Source organism: Novosphingobium ginsenosidimutans, assembly GCF_007954425.1.
Classification (GTDB): domain Bacteria; phylum Pseudomonadota; class Alphaproteobacteria; order Sphingomonadales; family Sphingomonadaceae; genus Novosphingobium; species Novosphingobium ginsenosidimutans.
In genome coordinates this window covers 2,138,586-2,155,137 of the sequence record NZ_CP042345.1, presented here as the reverse complement: position 1 = coordinate 2,155,137, position 16,552 = coordinate 2,138,586, and the positions used below count along the sequence as shown (strand labels likewise).

The following is a 16,552-nucleotide window of genomic DNA, read 5'->3' as shown; positions in this document are numbered from 1 at the left end:
CTCGACATCGCCGATCCTGTTATCAGGTCTTCCGGAAACAGGCGACGAAAAAGCCATCCGTGCCGTCGCGGCCCGGTGCCAGCCGCACGCCCGGTCCGCGCGAGGTTCCTGCCGCAAGGTGCAATTCCTGCGCTGACCAATCGGGGTGACGCGCCAGGAAACCGGCGGCCTGACCGGCGCCCTCAACATCAAGCAGCGAACAGGTCACAAAGCCCAGCCGGCCGTCGGGCCTCAGCAGGCTTGCGGCAAGATCGAGCAGCCGCGCCTGGACTGCGGCATAGCGCGCAAGCTGGTCAGGGGTGAGCCGCCAGCGCCCTTCCGGGCTGCGGCGCCAAGTTCCGGTGCCGGAACACGGCGCATCGACCAGCACGGCATCGGCCTGTCCCGCCAGGTCGGCCAGCGCCTCTGCCTCGCGGCCCGGATCAAGCAGGCGGGTTTCGGCGATGGTCACCCCGGCCCGCCAGGCGCGCGGCTCCAGCCGGGAAAGGCGCGCCCGATCGGTATCGGTCGCGATGAGCCGCCCGCGATTGTCCATCGCCGCCGCCAGAGCCAGGGTCTTGCCGCCGGCCCCGGCGCAAAGATCGATCACCAGTTCGCCCGGCTGCGCGCCCAGCGCCGCGCAAACCAGCTGCGAGCCGATGTCCTGCACCTCGATCTGGCCGGTGGTGTAGGCTTCCCAGCTTTCTACCTGCGTGCCGTGCGGCAGCCGCAGGCTCTGCGGAGCCAGGCCCGGTTCGCCCGGCTGAGGCAGCGCCAGCGTCGCGCGATCGGCCTTGAGCGTGTTGACCCGGAGGTCAAGCGGAGCGCGGGCCAGCAGGGCCTGGGCTTGGTCGCCGCTGATATCGCTTTCAGCCAGGGCCCGTTCCAGCCATGGCGGCGCGACACCGCCAGCCGCAACCGGCTCCTCCGCCGCAATCGGCGCGGGGGCGTGGCCCTGTCCGTCGAACAGACCGGCGAGGCTGGGATCATCCTGCGCCAACCGCAGCATTGCGGCGCGGCCGCTGATCGGCACCGGCCCGCAGGCGCGGATGGCGGCATAGACCAGGTCCCGCACTGCGCGGCGGTCCTTGCTGCCGGCAAAGCGGCGGGTGCGGAACCATTCGCCGACGATCCGGTCAGCCGGCGCGCCATTCGCGCGGGCAGCCGCTATCACCAGATCAAGGATCTCGATGGCCGCCTGGACGCGGGCGCCGGGGGTCACCGGCCCGTCACAGCTTGTAGTTCGGCGCCTCGCGGGTGATCGTCACGTCATGGACGTGGCTTTCCTTGAGCCCGGCGTTGGTGATGCGCACGAAATTGGCATTGGTGCGCAGGTCCTCGATCGTGGCCGAGCCGGTATAGCCCATTGCCGCCTTGATCCCGCCGACCAGCTGGTGAACCACATCGCGGGCGTGGCCCTTGTAAGGCACCTGGCCTTCGATCCCTTCGGGCACCAGCTTCATCTGGTCCTTGATGTCACCCTGGAAGTAACGGTCCGCGCTGCCGCGGCCCATCGCCCCGACCGAACCCATGCCGCGGTACGATTTGTAGGCGCGGCCCTGGTAAAGGAACGTCTCGCCCGGCGCTTCCTCGGTCCCGGCCAGCATCGAGCCGACCATGATGGTTGAGGCCCCGGCGGCGAGCGCCTTGGCCGCATCGCCCGAAGTGCGCAGGCCGCCATCAGCAATAATCGGCGTCTTGCTGTCCGCTGCGGCGCGCGCGGCTTCCATGATCGCGGTCAGCTGCGGCACGCCAACGCCGGCGACGACGCGGGTGGTGCAGATCGAGCCTGGCCCGATCCCGACCTTGACCGCATCGGCCCCGGCATCGATCAGCGCGCGGGTCGCTTCATAGGTCGCAACATTGCCGGCAATGACCTGGGCCGAGTTGGACAGCTTCTTCACCCGCTCAACCGAGCGCGCAACGTCCTTGTTGTGGCCGTGCGCGGTGTCGATGATCACCACGTCGCATTCGGCCGCCAGCAGCGCTTCGGTCCGTTCAAAGCCCTTGTCGCCAACCGTGGTGGCTGCGGCAACGCGCAGGCGCCCGGTCGCGTCCTTGGTCGCGTCGGGATAGGTGATCGCCTTTTCCATGTCCTTGACCGTAATCAGACCGGTGCAATGGAAATTCTCGTCCACCACCAGCAGCTTTTCGATCCGGCGCTGGTGCAGCAGCTTGCGCGCCTCTTCCTGGCTGACGCCAGGGCGGACAGTCGCCAGGTTTTCATGCGTCATCAGCTCGCGCACCGGCTGGGCCGGGTTATCAGCAAAGCGAACGTCGCGGTTGGTAAGGATGCCGACCAGCCGGCCCCCTGCTTCCACCACTGGAATGCCCGAAATGCGGTTGGCCTGCATCAGCGCGCGCGCCTCACCCAGGCTGGCATCGGGGCCGATGGTGATCGGGTTGACCACCATGCCGCTTTCGAAGCGCTTGACCGCGCGGACAGCAGCGACCTGTTCCTCGATCGTCAGATTGCGGTGGAGCACCCCGATCCCGCCAAGCTGGGCCATGACGATCGCCATGTCAGCCTCGGTTACGGTGTCCATCGCGGACGAGATCACCGGAATGTTGAGCCCGATCTGCGCGGTCAGCCGCGTGCTGGTATCGGCCATCGAGGGCAGAATGTCGGATTCGGCCGGACGCAGCAGCACGTCGTCGAAGGTGAGGCCGAGAGGTATGTCCATGGGTGCCACTTTGCGTCTGGATGGGAAGATTCGTGGCGGCCCATGTAAACGCACTACCGGCGCGCCGCTAGTGCCTCATTTAGAACGTGGTGGAACCTTCCGGAGGTCCGCAAAATAGCGGACCAGCGCGACGTGGAAAGCGACATCCTCGGCCGTACCCGAGAGATCCAGACCAGCCTTAACCTGATCGCCGGGGCGATGGTAATCGGTTTCGAAGAACCGCTCGACCCGGGCCAGATCCGACCAACTGGACGAGACCATCACGGTCGGCACGTCGTGCTGTAACAGCGCCCAGCCATCCTGCCGGCGGATGTATGCATTGGCGGCATCGCCATCGACCACCTTGCGCTTCTGCGCCTTGGCCACCGCCAGGATACCCGGATCGAGCGGTGTCAGCCCGCGTCCGACAATGCCGAGCGGCGCCCCGCGCGGCGCAAGGGCAAAGCTATCGAGGTTGAAGGCAGCAACAATCTGGTTCAGCGGGAGCGGCGGATCGTCGGCAAAGGCTTCCGTTCCCAGCAACCCAATTTCCTCGGCCGTAGTCGCGAGGAAATAGATGTCGCGATCCATCGGCGGACCCTTGGCAAGGCGGCGGGCGATTTCTGTCAGCGCGGCGATCCCGCTGGCGTTGTCGATTGCGCCATTGCAGATCAGGTCCTCGGCCGGCGGCGCGGCGCATTCTCCGAAGTGGTCCCAATGCGCCAGCAACAGCACCGCGCCGCTCTCGGGCCGACGCCCAGGCAATCGGCCGATCACATTGTGCGTGTTGATCCGCGTTTCCCGGGTCGTCGCCTCAAGCGTAACCGTCAGATCGAGCAGCTTGGCCGAGAAGTCCGGCATTTCGGCAAGCGCCTTCAGACCCTTGAGATCGATCGGCCCACCAGCGAGCGCGCGTTCCAGCCCTTCGGCCGTGATAAAGGCTTCCAGATCGCCGCCGAGTTCCTCGGTGGCCAAGGCATAGCCCGAACGGCCGCGGCGGGCACTGACCTGTTCGAGTGTTCGTTCGCCATCCAGCACGGTCATTACGCCAGCGGCACCAGCCTTGAGCAGAGCGTTCTGCCGCTCGGAGCCATCCGTATCGCCATCAAAGAGCAGCGCGATCCGCCCCGCCAGTTCCGCCCGGCCAACTTCTGCACCGCCCCTCCCGACGAAGACAATCGGCGCGCTGTTGACCAGGGTACGCTTGCCCGAGGTGAAGACTTCGGTCGATCCCGGCGGCACGAACTGCGGGCGGCCGCGGCGGGTAAAGGTCGCCAGGCTTGAAGCAGGCTCGCGCGCCACCAGCTTGACCGGCGCAAACCACGCATTACGCGGATCGTTGGTGCCGGATTCAAGGCCGATCTCGAACCACTGCTGGCCCAGATAGCGCAAGGTCTTTGCCTCACCTTCGGTCCCTGGTTCGCGACCGTCGTAAGCATCGCTGGCCAGTTCAGTGACATGAGCGAGCAGTGCTGCCTCAAGCGCCTTGTCGCGGCGTTGCGCGATGGCCGGCGTGCACAGGATCGTGGCCGCAAGAGTAGCGGCGGCCAATCGGTTCATCGCTCTCCAACAACGCTTCATCGCCCCCAGTCCTACAGCAGACGCGCTTGTGGACAAGCGGCTTTGAAAAACCGCGCTACAGTTAAACCGCAGGGGTGGCATGAAGGTTACACCCCCATGCAACTTTATTCGCTATTCGGCGGTCCAGCCGCCATCCATGGAAATGTTGGCACCCGTCATATTGCCAGCTTCCGGACGACACAGGAAAACCGCCAGCGCGGCCACTTCATCAGGCTGGACGAACTTCTTGGTCGGCTGCTTGGCCAGCAGGACATCGTTGATCACTGCTTCGCGGCTGAGATTGCGGGTCTTCATCGTATCGGGAATCTGGTTCTCGATCAGCGCGGTCCAGACATAACCCGGGCTGATGCAATTGGCGGTCACGCCGCTGGTGGCGAGCTCCAGCGCGAGCGACTTGGTAAAGCCGGCCACGGCATGCTTGGTCGCCACATAGGGCGCCTTGAACGGCGAGGCGACCAGGCTGTGGGCCGATGCGGTCGAGATGATCCGCCCCCACCCGCGCGCCTTCATCCCCGGCACAGCCAGCCGGCAGGCGTGAAAGACCGCCGAAAGGTTGAGCGCGACGATCGCGTCCCATTTGTCGACCGGAAACTCGTCGACCGGGGCAACGTGCTGCATCCCGGCATTGTTGACCAGGATGTCGACCTCACCCGCGCCAGACATCAGCGCCTCTACCCCGGCGGCCGTCATCAGATCGGCCGCGACGTGGCGGGCGTTCATTTCCGCAGACAGCGCCGCGATCTCTTCATCCGAGCCGAAGCCGGACAGGATGACTTCCGCCCCTTCGGCGTACATCGCCCGGGCAATCGCCAGGCCAATGCCCGAGGTGGAACCGGTTACCAGCGCGCGCTTGCCCTTCAGAAACATGCTCGACTCCAATTGTCAGTTGCGAGACAGTCCATTGCGGACGGGGAGCGCCCCTGTCCAGTGCGAACAGGCCGACGGAAAGGGACGCGCCATGCGGCTGGATGATTTCGACCCCAATTCGATCAACGTCGAGGACCAGCGGGGCACTGGCGGTGGGTTCCGCATGGGCGGGCGCGGCGGGCAACTGGGTTGCGGGACGATCGTGATCGCGCTGGTTGGCTACTTCGTATTCGGGCTCGATCCGATCCAGACGATCAGCGGCATCCAGCAAATGGACAGCGGCGCGGGCCAGCAGGTTGGACCGGCAGTCGGCGGATCTGATGCAAGCCAAAGCTGCACTGTCGATGCACTCAGCCGCGAAAGCTGCAATGCCCTCTCTTCGCTGGACAAGACTTGGCAGCCGATCGTCACCGCATCGAATATCCGGTTCGAGCAGCCCAAGCTGGTGTTCTATTCGCAAAGCGGCTCATCCGGTTGCGGTGCGGCGCAGAGTGCGATGGGTCCGTTCTACTGCCCGACCGATCAGGGCATCTATATCGACACCGACTTTTACCGCGAGATGGAGCAGCGGTTGGGCGCAGGGGGTGACTTTGCCCGGGCCTATGTGATGGCGCACGAATATGGCCATCATATCCAGACACTGAGCGGCCTGGCTGACCAGATCCGGTCGGCCCAGCAACAGAACCCCAGTCGCGCCAATCAGCTTCAGGTGCGGATGGAATTGCAGGCCGATTGCTATGCCGGGGTCTGGGCCGCCAAGAACCGCGACAGGATCGAACCCGGCGATATCGAGGAAGGCATGACTGCCGCCCACTCGATTGGTGATGACACGCTGATGAGAAGCGCCGGGCGTCGTCCGGTCGAAGCTGCCTTTACCCACGGTTCCAGCGCGCAGCGGATGACCTGGCTGCGCAAGGGGCTGGAAAGCGGCAATGAAGATGCCTGCGATACTTTTGACGATCTTCGACGCAGCGGATGATTGTTGCCCGGGGGAACCTTGGCGCATAGACTGGCTTTATCCAACAGGGGGTTGCTGGAGAATTCGCGCAATGCGCCTTACCCTGATGTCTGCTTGCCTGATCGGCGCTTGCTTGACCTTGCCACCGAGCGCCCTGGCGCAGGAAGCCGCCCCCGTCGCAGCAAAGCCTGCCGAAGCCAAGGAACCCGAAAAGCCGGTTGGCGATCGCGACCCCAGCATGGGCGATGCGGTGGCCACGCCGGCATCCGATCTCAATCTCAAGAAGGACACGATCCCGCCGCTGCTGCTCGCCGCACAGGACCGGCCTTATAACCTAACGGGCATTCGGCGCTGCACCGAGATCGCCGCCGCCGTGGATGACCTTGATGCGGTGCTTGGCCCGGATGTCGACCTGCCCGCGGATTCCAAAGGCCGGGTGACCGCCGGACGGGTGGCGCAGGCTGCCGTCGGCTCTTTCATCCCGTTCCGCGGGCTGATCCGCGAGCTGTCGGGCGCCAATGAGCAAGAGCGCAAGATCCAGGCGGCGGTCCAGGCGGGCTTTGCGCGCCGCGCCTATCTGAAGGGTGTGGGCGAGGCGCGCGGTTGCCGCTACCCGGCGCGCTCGGCCGGTCCGGCCGATATTGCCGCACTGACCGCGCCGCTACCGCAAGCCGAGGCCAAGCCGGAGCCGAATCCGAAGCCTTCGCGCAAGCAGCGCGGCAAAGGCGTGACCTTCGTGACCGAACCCGTGGTCCAGCCAGTCAAGAAGTAGCTTTCGCAGGCTGCGGGCCTGCGCTAGCCCACGGCCATGCGCCTGACTGATTGCCACAACATCGCCGATTTCCGCGAACTCGCCCGCCGCCGCCTGCCCTGGCCGGTGTTCGACTATATCGACGGCGCCGCCGATGACGAGGTGACCAAGGCGCGCAATACCGCTGCCTTCGACCAGGTCGATCTCGTACCCGATGTTCTCGCCGGCGTGGCCGAGATCGATACCGCGATCACGCTGATGGGCCGCAAGAGCGTCCTTCCCCTGATGCTTTCCCCCACCGCGCTGCAACGCGTGTTCCACTGGCAGGGCGAGCGGGCCGTGGCCAAGGCCGCCGAGAAGTTCGGCCTGTGGTTCGGGATCTCCAGCCTGGCGACCGTGAGCATCGAGGAAACCGCCGCCCTCACCACGGGCCCCAAGCTGTTCCAGCTCTATGTCCATAAGGACAAAGGCCTCAATCGCAGCATGATCGAACGCTGCCAGGCGGCGAAGTTCGACTGCATCGCGCTAACCGTCGACACGATCGTTTCCGGCAAGCGGGAACGCTGCGCCCGCTCTGGCTTTACTTCGCCGCCCAGGTTCACCGCCCGCAACCTGCTGGGCTATGCGATGAAGCCGCGCTGGGGGCTGGATTACCTGCTGCGCGAGAAGTTCAGCCTGCCCAACCTTGACACTCATGTCGCTGAAGGAACTGGTGAGGCCGTCTCGATCGCCGGGTACTTCAACACCATGCTCGACCAGTCGATGGACTGGAACACCGCGGCCGATATCCGCGCGCAGTGGGGCGGCACCTTCTGCCTGAAAGGCGTGATGAGCGCCGCTGACGCCCGCCGCGCGGTCGAGATCGGGGCCGATGCGATCATGATCTCCAACCACGGTGGCCGCCAGCTCGATGGCAGCCGCGCGCCGTTCGACCAATTGCGCGAGATCGTCGATGCCGTTGGCGGCGAGATCGAGATCATCTGCGATGGCGGCGTGCGGCGCGGCACCCATGTGCTGAAGAGCCTTTGCGCCGGGGCCACCGCCGCTTCGGGCGGGCGGCTCTACCTCTATGCCCTCGCCGCCGCCGGCCAGGACGGCGTTGAGCGCGCGATCATGCTGCTGAAGGACGAGATCGAGCGCGGCATGAAGCTGATGGGCGTGACCAGCGTCGACCAGCTAACGCCCGACCGGCTGCGCTGGCGCTGAACCGGCGACGGCGGAGACGGATCGCTCCGCCCCCGCCGCTCCGGCAGGACTGCAAGGGGCTAGCTTCAGCCCTGCTTGGAAAGCCGCGCGATCTCGGCGTCGAGTTCCTTGACAATCTCATCGCGGATCGCCGGAGAAAGCTTGTCATCCTTGCTGATCCGGTCGCGCGCGGACTTGAGGCCATCGGCGGCCTTGGCCATGGCCGCGCCGGCCGAGCAAAAGCGCAACATCACCTTCTGCTTCTTGCCATCGGCACTCTTGCCCTCCGCTTCGAAGTTGGAGGTTTTGGCGCCGTCGGCGCAGGCGATGGCGATGTTCGCATCATCCTTGTTGCTCCAGGCCATCACGTGGGGGACGCCTTCGCCGTGGACCCGCTTGACGATCACGCGGCGCTCGCCATTGCCGGGAACGGGCGGGACATCCGGCATATCGGGCAGGTCCGGAAGCGCGGCCAGCGCCTTCTCGACCTTGGCGTCAATCTCGGCCTCGCTCAGCGCCTTGTCGGTTTTGATGACAATGGTCTTGCCATCCTTCTCGATCACCCGGGTCTTGAGGTCGCTTTCGTCCTGCTTGTCGCCATTGCGCTCGACGATGACAATGCGGTGCTCCTTGACGATCTTCGGCGCGGCCGGGGCTTCGGGCGCAGCCGGAGCCGCAGGGGCCGCCGGGGGCGCTGGCGGTGCGACTGTGTCCTGCGCGGCGGCGTAGGAAATCGAAGCTGTCAAAGGCAGGGCCAGGGCGGCACCGGCCAGCAGCAGGCGGCCGATATTGCGGCGCGCAGGGGTGGGATCAGTCATGGTCAGGCTCCTCAAACGATGGATGACAGAGGCCTCACCGACCACCGGGCAGGCGATCGAAGCGGCCAGGGAAACGCGCGGGGCGCGGGCATAGTCGGCGATCAAGGCGCCGTAGGCGGCGCGAATGGCGTGGTCATGGCCGGCAACGACACGGGCATCGCACGCCGCTTCCTGATCGCGCCGCAGCGCGCGCCAGGCCAGCCAGGCCAGCGGGTTGAACCAGTGCAGCGCCAACAGCGGTTGCACAGCGATATTCACCGCCAGGTCGCGGCCGCGATGGTGCTCCAGCTCGTGCGCAATGGCGAGGTCGCGCGCGGCGCGGTTCGGCTGGGCCATGAAGCCAGGCGGCAGGGCGATGACCTTGTCCGTCAGGCCAAAGGCCAGCGGCGTTGGCGCGGCTGGCGTTTCGACCAGCCGGATATCCTCCACCTGGCCCACCGGCCGGGCCTTGGCCAGCAGTTCGGCGCGCAGGGCGCGGTAACCCAGCAGCCGCCAGACCAGAAAGCCCACCGCCCCCGCCAGCCACAGGCCGATCATCAGCGGTTCAACCCAGGCAAAGGACAGGGCCGGTGGCGCAGCGGCAGCAGTCGCATCGGTCACCACCACAACCTCGCTGGCGGCAACTGGCACCGGCGCGGGCGCAGCCGGCAGGACCAGCGGCGGCAGGAACAGCCGAAGCAGCGGCAGGCCCCACAGCGCATAGGCCATGCCCGGCCCAAAATGGCGCGAGACCGGGCGGCGGATCAGCAGGACCAAGGCAATCAAGCCACCGGTCGTAACAAGCGTATCGGTCAGCCAGGTCATTTGCGGAGCTCCTTCAACAGGGCTTCGATCTGGGTCAGGTCCTTGTCGGTCAGCGCTTCGGCTTCGGCCAGATGCGCGAACAGGCCGGCGGCCGAACCGCCAAACAGCCGGTCAACCAGCCGCTTGGATTCGCCCGCGGCAAAATCCACCCGGGCGACGCGCGGCGAATAGAGGAAGCGCTTGCCATCGGGCGCGGTTTCCACTGCCTGCTTGGCCACCAGCCGCGACAGCAACGTCTTGACCGTGGCCAGCGTCCAGCCCCGCGCCGGGGCAACCGCATCGGCCACTTCGTTGGCCGTTAGCGGCGAGCGCGCCCACAGCGCTTCCATCACCGCCTGCTCGGCTTCGCTAATCCGTTCGTTCTGCGGGCCTTCGTCCGCCATGGCGCATCCTCTCGATGTCTACACACGTAATCGACTACGGATGTAATCTTGAACGCCGGATGAATGCAGCGTGACGTTGGACTTGACACAGTTGACACTGCGTCCGCTTCTTCCAACATCAGCAAACCCGCAGAGAAGTGCGGTTTTTCGGCAAATATCCGATGATTTGTTCGCCACCTGAAAGAAAAACATAGTCTGCCTCGATCCAGCCAGAGGCAGTGTGACAGGTTCAGGTGATGTAGGAAAATCGGAAGGTGCAGCGCCCCATCACCTGCCATTCGTCAGCCCGGACTTGATCCGGGCCTGGGCTTCTTCTTTCAGGTGACGGGGAGGAGGTCTGTTTGGTCCCCTCCCCTGAACTTCGGTCCTGGCCTGGGCCGATTGACGCAGATACCAATTTTTGGTAACAGTCTGTCATGGCCAGCAAGAACACCTCGATCGCCCTTGGTGAGCGCTATGTTGCTTACACCCGCAGCAAAGTGGAATCAGGCGAATACGGATCAGCCAGCGAAGTCATCCGCGATGCACTGCGCCTGCATGAAGAGCGGGCAGCGTTCCGCGCCAAGCTGCTTGAGGCGATCGATCAGGGGCTGACCAGCCCGGTCGATGCCGAATTTGATCTCGACCGCTGGTACGGCGAGGAATTCAGAGCGAAGTGAGAACGCTGGAATTCCGCGCCGCCGCCGTGGCCGATCTGCGGCGCACGGCGCGGGAAACACGCGCGCGCTGGGGGCAAGCACAGGCGGCGCATTATGTCGCCACGCTCCGGGATGACATCAAATCGCGGCTGGAGTTCCCACTGCGCTTCCCCGAATACGAACCTCGCCCCGGCTTGCGCCGGATGAACAGTGGCCGCCATGCAGTGTTCTATCTGGTGTTCGAGGACCGGATCGAGATCGTCCGAGTGCTGCACGCAGCGGCAGGCTTCGAGACCTGGTTGGGGTGATTGAGGCGCTAGCGCGGGTAAAAGCACCGCCGCTTGCAGCTTTAGTCTTTCAAAGCCGCTCACTTATTCGTCAGCCCGGACTTGATCCGGGCCTGGGCTTCTTCTTTCAGGCGGTGCGAGCCGGGCAGGCGTCCAGAAGAACAGCCTAGTCCCGGGTCAAGCCCGGGGTGACGGGGTGGGATGACCCACGCCCTGCATTTTTGGTGGCGAGAGCGCAGACATTGCGCTGCAAGTCCCAACGGCTCCGCTGGTCCTTGCCCAATGCTTCTGCCGCAACATCAGCAGAGTTCAGCCCGCGATAATACCTTGGCGGAACGTCACTCCACTCCGCATCAATACACCCGCTTCTTCGGCTTGATGTACTCGACATCGTCGGTCAGCGTGTATTCGTGAACCGGGCGGTAGTCGATCTTGACCGCACCGCCCTTGCCGCCCCAGCCATCGAACCAGGCTGCGGTGTGCTTCATCCACTGGGCGTCGTCGCGATCGGGGAAATCCTCGTGCGCGTGGGCGCCGCGGCTTTCCTTGCGGTTGTGGGCGCTGTGCAGCGTGACCGAGGCCTGGCTGATCAGGTTGTCCAGCTCGAGCGTCTCGATCAGGTCCGAGTTCCAGATCAGCGAACGGTCATGGACCTTGATGTCGGCCATCCGCGCATAGGTGGCGGCGAGCTTTTCCTTGCCTTCGGCCATCAGCTCATCATTGCGGAACACGGCGGCGTGGGCCGACATGGTGCGCTGCATTTCGGTGCGGACCTCGGCGGTGGGTGAGCTGCCGTTGGCGTGGCGGAAATGGTCGAGGCGGCCAAGCGCCATGTCGGCGCTGTCCTTCGGCAGTTCGGCATGGGCCGTGCCCGGCTTGATCGTCTGCTTGAGGTAGTGTCCCGTCGCCCGGCCGAAGACCACCAGGTCGATCAGCGAGTTCGAGCCGAGGCGGTTGGCACCGTGAACCGAAACGCAGGCCGCTTCGCCGACGGCGAACAGGCCCGGCACCGGGGTTTCCGGATCGCCATCCGGCCCGATGGTCATCACGCGGCCGTTATAGTCGCACGGGATGCCGCCCATGTTGTAGTGCACCGTCGGGACGACCGGCAGCGGCTGGCGGGTCAGGTCGACGCCAGCGAAGATCTTGCCACTTTCGGTGATGCCCGGCAGGCGTTCGGCCAGCACCTTGGGATCGATGTGATCAAGGTGCAGGAAGATGTGATCCTTGTTCGGTCCGACGCCGCGGCCTTCGCGGATTTCCAGCGCCATCGAGCGCGAGACGACATCGCGCGATGCGAGGTCCTTGGCCGAAGGGGCATAGCGTTCCATGAACCGCTCACCCTCGGAATTGGTGAGGTAGCCGCCCTCGCCGCGCGCGCCTTCGGTGATCAGCACGCCCGCGCCGTAGATGCCGGTCGGGTGGAACTGCACAAATTCCATGTCCTGCAATGGCAGCCCGGCGCGCAGCACCATGCCGCCGCCGTCGCCGGTGCAGGTATGGGCCGAAGTGGCGGTGTAATAGCAGCGGCCATAGCCGCCGGTCGCCAGGACCACGGCGTGGCTGCGGAAGCGGTGGATCGAACCGTCATCCATGCAGATCGCGATCACCCCGCGGCAGGCGCCGTTTTCCATGATCAGGTCGATCGCGAAGTATTCGATGAAGAAGTCCGAATTGTACTTCAGGCTCTGCTGGTAGAGCGCATGGAGCATGGCGTGGCCGGTACGGTCAGCCGCGGCGCAGGTGCGCTGCACCGGCGGGCCTTCACCCATGTTCTGCATGTGGCCGCCGAACGGGCGCTGGTAGATCGTGCCATCGGGGTTGCGGCTGAAGGGCACGCCGGCGTGTTCCAGCTCGTAAACCGCCTGTGGGGCTTCACGCACCATGTATTCGATCGCGTCCTGGTCACCCAGCCAGTCCGATCCCTTGACGGTATCGTACATGTGCCAGGTCCAGTGATCGGGCGTGTTGTTGCACAGCGAGGCGGCGATCCCGCCCTGCGCGGCAACGGTGTGCGAACGGGTCGGGAAGACCTTGGTGATGCAGGCGGTCCGCAGGCCAGCTTCGGCGCTGCCCATCGTCGCGCGCAGGCCCGAACCGCCCGCGCCGACGACCACCGTATCATAGGTGTGGTCGATGATCTTGTAGGCGGCAGTCATGCGGCAGCTCCCAGAGCGATACGGACAATCGCGAAGACGCCAAAGGCACCCCCAGCGAAGGCAGCGAGATTAAGCAGCGTCAGGCAGGCGTACTTGTTGGCGTGTTCGTGGACATAGTCCTCGATCAGTTCCTGCAGGCCCATCTGCGTGTGCCAGAAGCTGGCGATCACCAGCAGGACCAGGCCCGTGGCGCTGAGCGGCTGGGCCGCCCAGGCCTTGACTGTCTTGAAGGTCAGATCGGGCAGGCCGATCAGCGCGAACAACAGCCAGAAGCCCAGGACGAGCAGCGCAATCGAGGTGAGGCGCATCGCCAGCCAGTGCTTGGTGCCCGAATGGGCCGAGCCCAGTGCGCGAACGCGGCCGATATTGGTTCCGTTACCCATTGTCCGTTCCCTCAGCGCAGCAGGATGTAGGCCCAGGTGGCGCCAGTCAGCGCCAGGGCGATCAGCGGGGTCAGGATCGACCACAGCTGGTTGCTCTTCAGTTCGAAGCCCGCGCCGATATCCAGCACAAGGTGGCGGATGCCCGAGGCCGTGTGATTGAAGAAGGCCCAGGTCAGGCCGATCAGCAGGACCTGCCCGTACCATTCGCCCATGTGGCGGGTGAAGGTAAGATAGCTCTGTTCGCCGCCGGCCAGCGCGCCCAGCCACCACAGGAACACCGCCGAGCCGACAATCGACAGGCCATCGCCCGAAACGCGGTGGAGGATCGAGACCAGCATTGCCGGCCCCCACTTCCAGATTTGCAGGTGTGGCGAAATCGGACGGTTGCTGGCTCCGGCCATGCTTGCGTTCCCCTTTAGTGGTGCGGCGCAGTGTGCCGCCTTTGCGCCATCCCCATAATCAAAACGCGGGGCCGTGCAAGCGGTGGCTTGGCGCACATGCACCAAAGTCCTAGAGCAGGTCCATGACCCAACTTACCGCACTAGTCACCGGCTCTTCCCGCGGGATCGGCGCCGCGATCCGGGCCGCCCTCATCGCGCGCGGCGTCACCGTGATCGGCCATGCCAGCAAGGCCCACGATGCCGATACGATCGGCGCGGACCTCACGGACCCTACGGCAGCCGGGCGAATCTGGGACGCTGCGCTTGAACGATCGCCCAACGGCAAGATCGATGTGCTGGTCAACAACGCCGGGCTGTTTCAGGCCAACCCGCTCAGCCTGTCGGACATCGAATGGCTGGATAACTGGGAAGATTCGCTGCGGATCAACCTGACCGCAGCGGCCGAACTTTCGCGCTATGCCGTGCGGCAATGGCTGAACGATGGTCGCCCGGGCCGGATTGTCCACATCGCTAGCCGGGCCGCCTATCGGGGCGACTCGCCCGATCACTGGCACTATGCCGCTGCCAAGGCCGGGATGATCGGGCTGCACAAGACCATCGCCCGCCATTACCCCGCCAAGGGCATCATGAGCTATGCAATCTGCCCTGGCTTTACCGACACGGCCATGGCCGGCGACTACCTGGCAAGCCGCGGCGGACCTGGGCTGCTGGCCGATATTCCGCTGGGCCGTGTCGCCACCCCGGAAGAGATCGCGACCATGGCCGTGTTCTGCGCACTCGATGCGCCGGAAAGCATGACCGGGGCCGTGCTGGATGCGAATGGAGCCAGCTTTGTCCGCTAAGCGCCTGCTGGTCAGTGTGGCGGCTCTCAGCCTGGCCGCACCGGCATCACCGCAGATGTATATCCCGCGCCCGCAGGCCGAGCGCGATATGGTCAAGGCCTGCGCCGGCCGCGACGGTTGGGGCGATCCGGCCCCGCCCGCCCATGTCTTCGGCAACACCTGGTATGTCGGCACCTGCGGAATCACCACCCTGCTGGTCCAGACCCCGGACGGGCTGGTGCTGCTGGACGGCGGCATTCCCCAGGCTGCCGACCTGGTGCTCGACAATGTCCGCAAGCTGGGCTTTCCGGTGACGGCGATCCGCTGGATCCTGGTCAGCCACGAACACTTCGACCATGCCGGAGCCGTGGCCGAACTGCAGCGTCGCACCGGCGCGAAGGTCATTGCCGGACCGAACCAGGCGGCCATGCTGCGCAGCGGCCAGCCCGATCCAGCCGATCCCCAGGCCCCGCTGCTGCTCAAGGAACCGATGCGGCCGATCAAGGTGGCCAAGACCCAGCCGCACGGCACGGCGCTAGTGGCGGGCGGCGTCCGCTTCACCGCCTGGGCCAACCCGGCCCATTCGCCCGGCTCGACCAGCTGGACCTGGCAGCAGTGCCAGGGCGCGCAGTGCCGCACGATTGCCTATGCCGACAGCACCTCGACCATCTCGGCCGATGGCTATCGCTTCACCGACAATCCAGAGCGGGTGAAAGCGATCCGCCAGGGCCTGGCAGTCATCGCCGCGTTGCCCTGCGAGATCATCGTTACCCCGCACCCCTCTGCCAGCGATCTGTTCCCGCGCCTTGCGGGCCGACAGCCGCTGATCAAGCCAGACGCTTGCGCCGCCTATGCCGCCGCCGCAGGCCAGCGCTTTGCCGAGCGGCTGGCCCGCGAGGCTGTCGTCCCCAAATGACCAGCTGGAAGCTGACCGCCCTCGCCCCGCGTCCCGTGATCGAGGCCGCACTGCTGGCGCATGAGGACGCCTGGGACTGGAATCCCGACATCGTCATTTCCGGCAGCGAGATTGCCGAGGACAGGCCCGACGACTGGCGGCTGGAAGCCTGGCTGCCGCGCAAACCGAGCAAGGCCGACAAGGCCGCCATCCTCTCGCTCTTCCTCGATGCCAGGCCCGAACTGGCGATCGAACAATTGCCGGAGGTTGATTGGCTGACCGCCAGCCAGACCGGGCTCGAGCCGATCCGTGCCGGGGCGTTCCATGTCCACACGCCCGAACATGCGGCGCTGGGCCAGCAGGGCGTGCGCGATTTCTGCATTCCTGCCAGCCAGGCCTTCGGCACCGGCCAGCACGCCACTACGGCCGGATGCCTGTCCATGCTGACCCACATGAAGCGCCAGGGCGTAGTGGTCCGCAACCTGGCCGATATTGGCACCGGCACCGGGCTACTCGCCTTTGCCGCGCTGCACCTGTGGCCGCGCGCGCTCGCCACGGCGAGCGATATCGATGCGGTCTGCCTTGGCGTGGTGGAGGACAATGCCGCCACCAATGCGGTGCCGCTGGGTGCCGGCCAGGGCGCGCTGACCATGCTGGTTGCCGACGGGATGGCGCATCCCTTGCTGGCCGCGCGCGGCCCCTATGACCTGATCATCGCCAATATCCTTGCCGGACCACTGATCGGCCTGGCGCCTGACTTCGCTCGTCATCTCGTGCCGGGCGGGCACCTGGTGCTGGCCGGGCTGCTGGAGACGCAGGAGGCCCAGGTTCGCCGCGCTGCGCGCGCTGCCGGACTGCGCCTGGCAGCACGGCTGGTCAATGGCGACTGGTCGATCCTGTGGCTGAGAAAGCGCGGCGGCGCAGGCGCTCGGGTCTCCCGCCCCGGCCGCCTCCCTGACTGGACAAGGCGCTGATAGCC

Annotated in this window: 17 protein-coding genes; 8 read left to right on the top strand and 9 right to left on the bottom strand. The window is 65.7% G+C overall.

Translation table 11 applies throughout. The features are described from left to right. Positions 1-22: 22 nt before the first annotated feature. From FRF71_RS10695 to FRF71_RS10680, 4 genes are all read right to left on the bottom strand, one after another. Positions 23-1,201: an RsmB/NOP family class I SAM-dependent RNA methyltransferase gene (locus tag FRF71_RS10695; protein WP_147090640.1), complete on the bottom strand. Its 1,179-nt coding sequence runs from the start codon at positions 1,199-1,201 to the stop codon at positions 23-25. Positions 1,202-1,208: 7 nt separating this feature from the next. Continuing rightward, positions 1,209-2,663 (bottom strand): IMP dehydrogenase, encoded by a 1,455-nt coding sequence (gene guaB, locus FRF71_RS10690; protein WP_147090639.1) that lies wholly within the window; start codon positions 2,661-2,663, stop codon positions 1,209-1,211. Between the two features lie 75 nt (positions 2,664-2,738). Next, positions 2,739-4,202, bottom strand: a complete 1,464-nt coding sequence (locus FRF71_RS10685) for a M28 family peptidase (RefSeq protein ID WP_238339187.1) — start codon at positions 4,200-4,202, stop codon at positions 2,739-2,741. A gap of 132 nt (positions 4,203-4,334) precedes the next feature. Continuing rightward, entirely contained in the window at positions 4,335-5,090 is a 756-nt protein-coding gene (locus tag FRF71_RS10680; RefSeq protein WP_147090638.1) for a 3-hydroxybutyrate dehydrogenase, read from the bottom strand. Positions 5,091-5,181: 91 nt separating this feature from the next. On the opposite strand from FRF71_RS10680, the gene ypfJ reads away from it, so the two are divergent. The 3 genes from ypfJ to FRF71_RS10665 all read left to right on the top strand — a co-directional run bounded on the left by ypfJ (position 5,182) and on the right by FRF71_RS10665 (position 8,005). After that, the gene (ypfJ, locus tag FRF71_RS10675; protein WP_147090637.1) at positions 5,182-6,069 is read left to right on the top strand and encodes a KPN_02809 family neutral zinc metallopeptidase; all 888 of its coding nucleotides are present in this window, start codon (positions 5,182-5,184) and stop codon (positions 6,067-6,069) included. 112 nt (positions 6,070-6,181) lie between these two features. Further along, positions 6,182-6,820, top strand: coding sequence for a hypothetical protein (locus tag FRF71_RS10670; RefSeq protein WP_147090636.1), 639 nt, complete (start codon positions 6,182-6,184; stop codon positions 6,818-6,820). A gap of 36 nt (positions 6,821-6,856) precedes the next feature. Then, positions 6,857-8,005: an alpha-hydroxy acid oxidase gene (locus FRF71_RS10665; RefSeq protein WP_147090635.1), complete on the top strand. Its 1,149-nt coding sequence runs from the start codon at positions 6,857-6,859 to the stop codon at positions 8,003-8,005. Positions 8,006-8,070: 65 nt separating this feature from the next. On the opposite strand, the gene FRF71_RS10660 is transcribed toward FRF71_RS10665, so the two are convergent. Both FRF71_RS10660 and FRF71_RS10655 read right to left on the bottom strand, forming a co-directional pair. Next, the gene (locus FRF71_RS10660; RefSeq protein ID WP_147090634.1) at positions 8,071-9,606 is read right to left on the bottom strand and encodes a M56 family metallopeptidase; all 1,536 of its coding nucleotides are present in this window, start codon (positions 9,604-9,606) and stop codon (positions 8,071-8,073) included. Next, positions 9,603-9,989: a BlaI/MecI/CopY family transcriptional regulator gene (locus FRF71_RS10655; RefSeq protein ID WP_147090633.1), complete on the bottom strand. Its 387-nt coding sequence runs from the start codon at positions 9,987-9,989 to the stop codon at positions 9,603-9,605. The genes FRF71_RS10660 and FRF71_RS10655 overlap by 4 nt, the downstream gene beginning before the upstream one ends. A 416-nt stretch (positions 9,990-10,405) precedes the next feature. On the opposite strand from FRF71_RS10655, the gene FRF71_RS10650 reads away from it, so the two are divergent. Both FRF71_RS10650 and FRF71_RS10645 read left to right on the top strand, forming a co-directional pair. After that, positions 10,406-10,648 (top strand): type II toxin-antitoxin system ParD family antitoxin, encoded by a 243-nt coding sequence (locus FRF71_RS10650; RefSeq protein ID WP_147090632.1) that lies wholly within the window; start codon positions 10,406-10,408, stop codon positions 10,646-10,648. Next, positions 10,645-10,935, top strand: a complete 291-nt coding sequence (locus FRF71_RS10645) for a type II toxin-antitoxin system RelE/ParE family toxin (protein WP_161597948.1) — start codon at positions 10,645-10,647, stop codon at positions 10,933-10,935. Before FRF71_RS10650 ends, FRF71_RS10645 begins: the two co-directional genes overlap by 4 nt. A 332-nt stretch (positions 10,936-11,267) precedes the next feature. Here FRF71_RS10645 and sdhA read toward each other — a convergent pair whose 3' ends face one another. From sdhA to sdhC, 3 genes are read right to left on the bottom strand one after another with little or no spacing between them, the layout of a single operon-like run. Next, entirely contained in the window at positions 11,268-13,073 is a 1,806-nt protein-coding gene (gene sdhA, locus FRF71_RS10640) for a succinate dehydrogenase flavoprotein subunit (protein WP_147090630.1), read from the bottom strand. Beyond that, the gene (gene sdhD / locus FRF71_RS10635; protein WP_147090629.1) at positions 13,070-13,456 is read right to left on the bottom strand and encodes a succinate dehydrogenase, hydrophobic membrane anchor protein; all 387 of its coding nucleotides are present in this window, start codon (positions 13,454-13,456) and stop codon (positions 13,070-13,072) included. The genes sdhA and sdhD overlap by 4 nt, the downstream gene beginning before the upstream one ends. An 11-nt stretch (positions 13,457-13,467) precedes the next feature. Continuing rightward, positions 13,468-13,857, bottom strand: coding sequence for a succinate dehydrogenase, cytochrome b556 subunit (sdhC, locus tag FRF71_RS10630; RefSeq protein WP_147090628.1), 390 nt, complete (start codon positions 13,855-13,857; stop codon positions 13,468-13,470). A 122-nt stretch (positions 13,858-13,979) separates the two neighbouring features. Between sdhC and FRF71_RS10625 the strand changes: the two genes are divergently transcribed. From FRF71_RS10625 to FRF71_RS10615, 3 genes are read left to right on the top strand one after another with little or no spacing between them, the layout of a single operon-like run. Further along, positions 13,980-14,699, top strand: coding sequence for an SDR family NAD(P)-dependent oxidoreductase (locus FRF71_RS10625; protein ID WP_147090627.1), 720 nt, complete (start codon positions 13,980-13,982; stop codon positions 14,697-14,699). Further along, a complete protein-coding gene (gene bla, locus FRF71_RS10620; protein WP_161597947.1) occupies positions 14,689-15,594 on the top strand; it encodes a subclass B3 metallo-beta-lactamase in 906 nt (301 codons plus the stop codon). The genes FRF71_RS10625 and bla overlap by 11 nt, the downstream gene beginning before the upstream one ends. Then, entirely contained in the window at positions 15,591-16,547 is a 957-nt protein-coding gene (locus tag FRF71_RS10615) for a 50S ribosomal protein L11 methyltransferase (RefSeq protein ID WP_147090625.1), read from the top strand. Before bla ends, FRF71_RS10615 begins: the two co-directional genes overlap by 4 nt. The last annotated feature ends 5 nt before the right edge of the window (positions 16,548-16,552 follow it).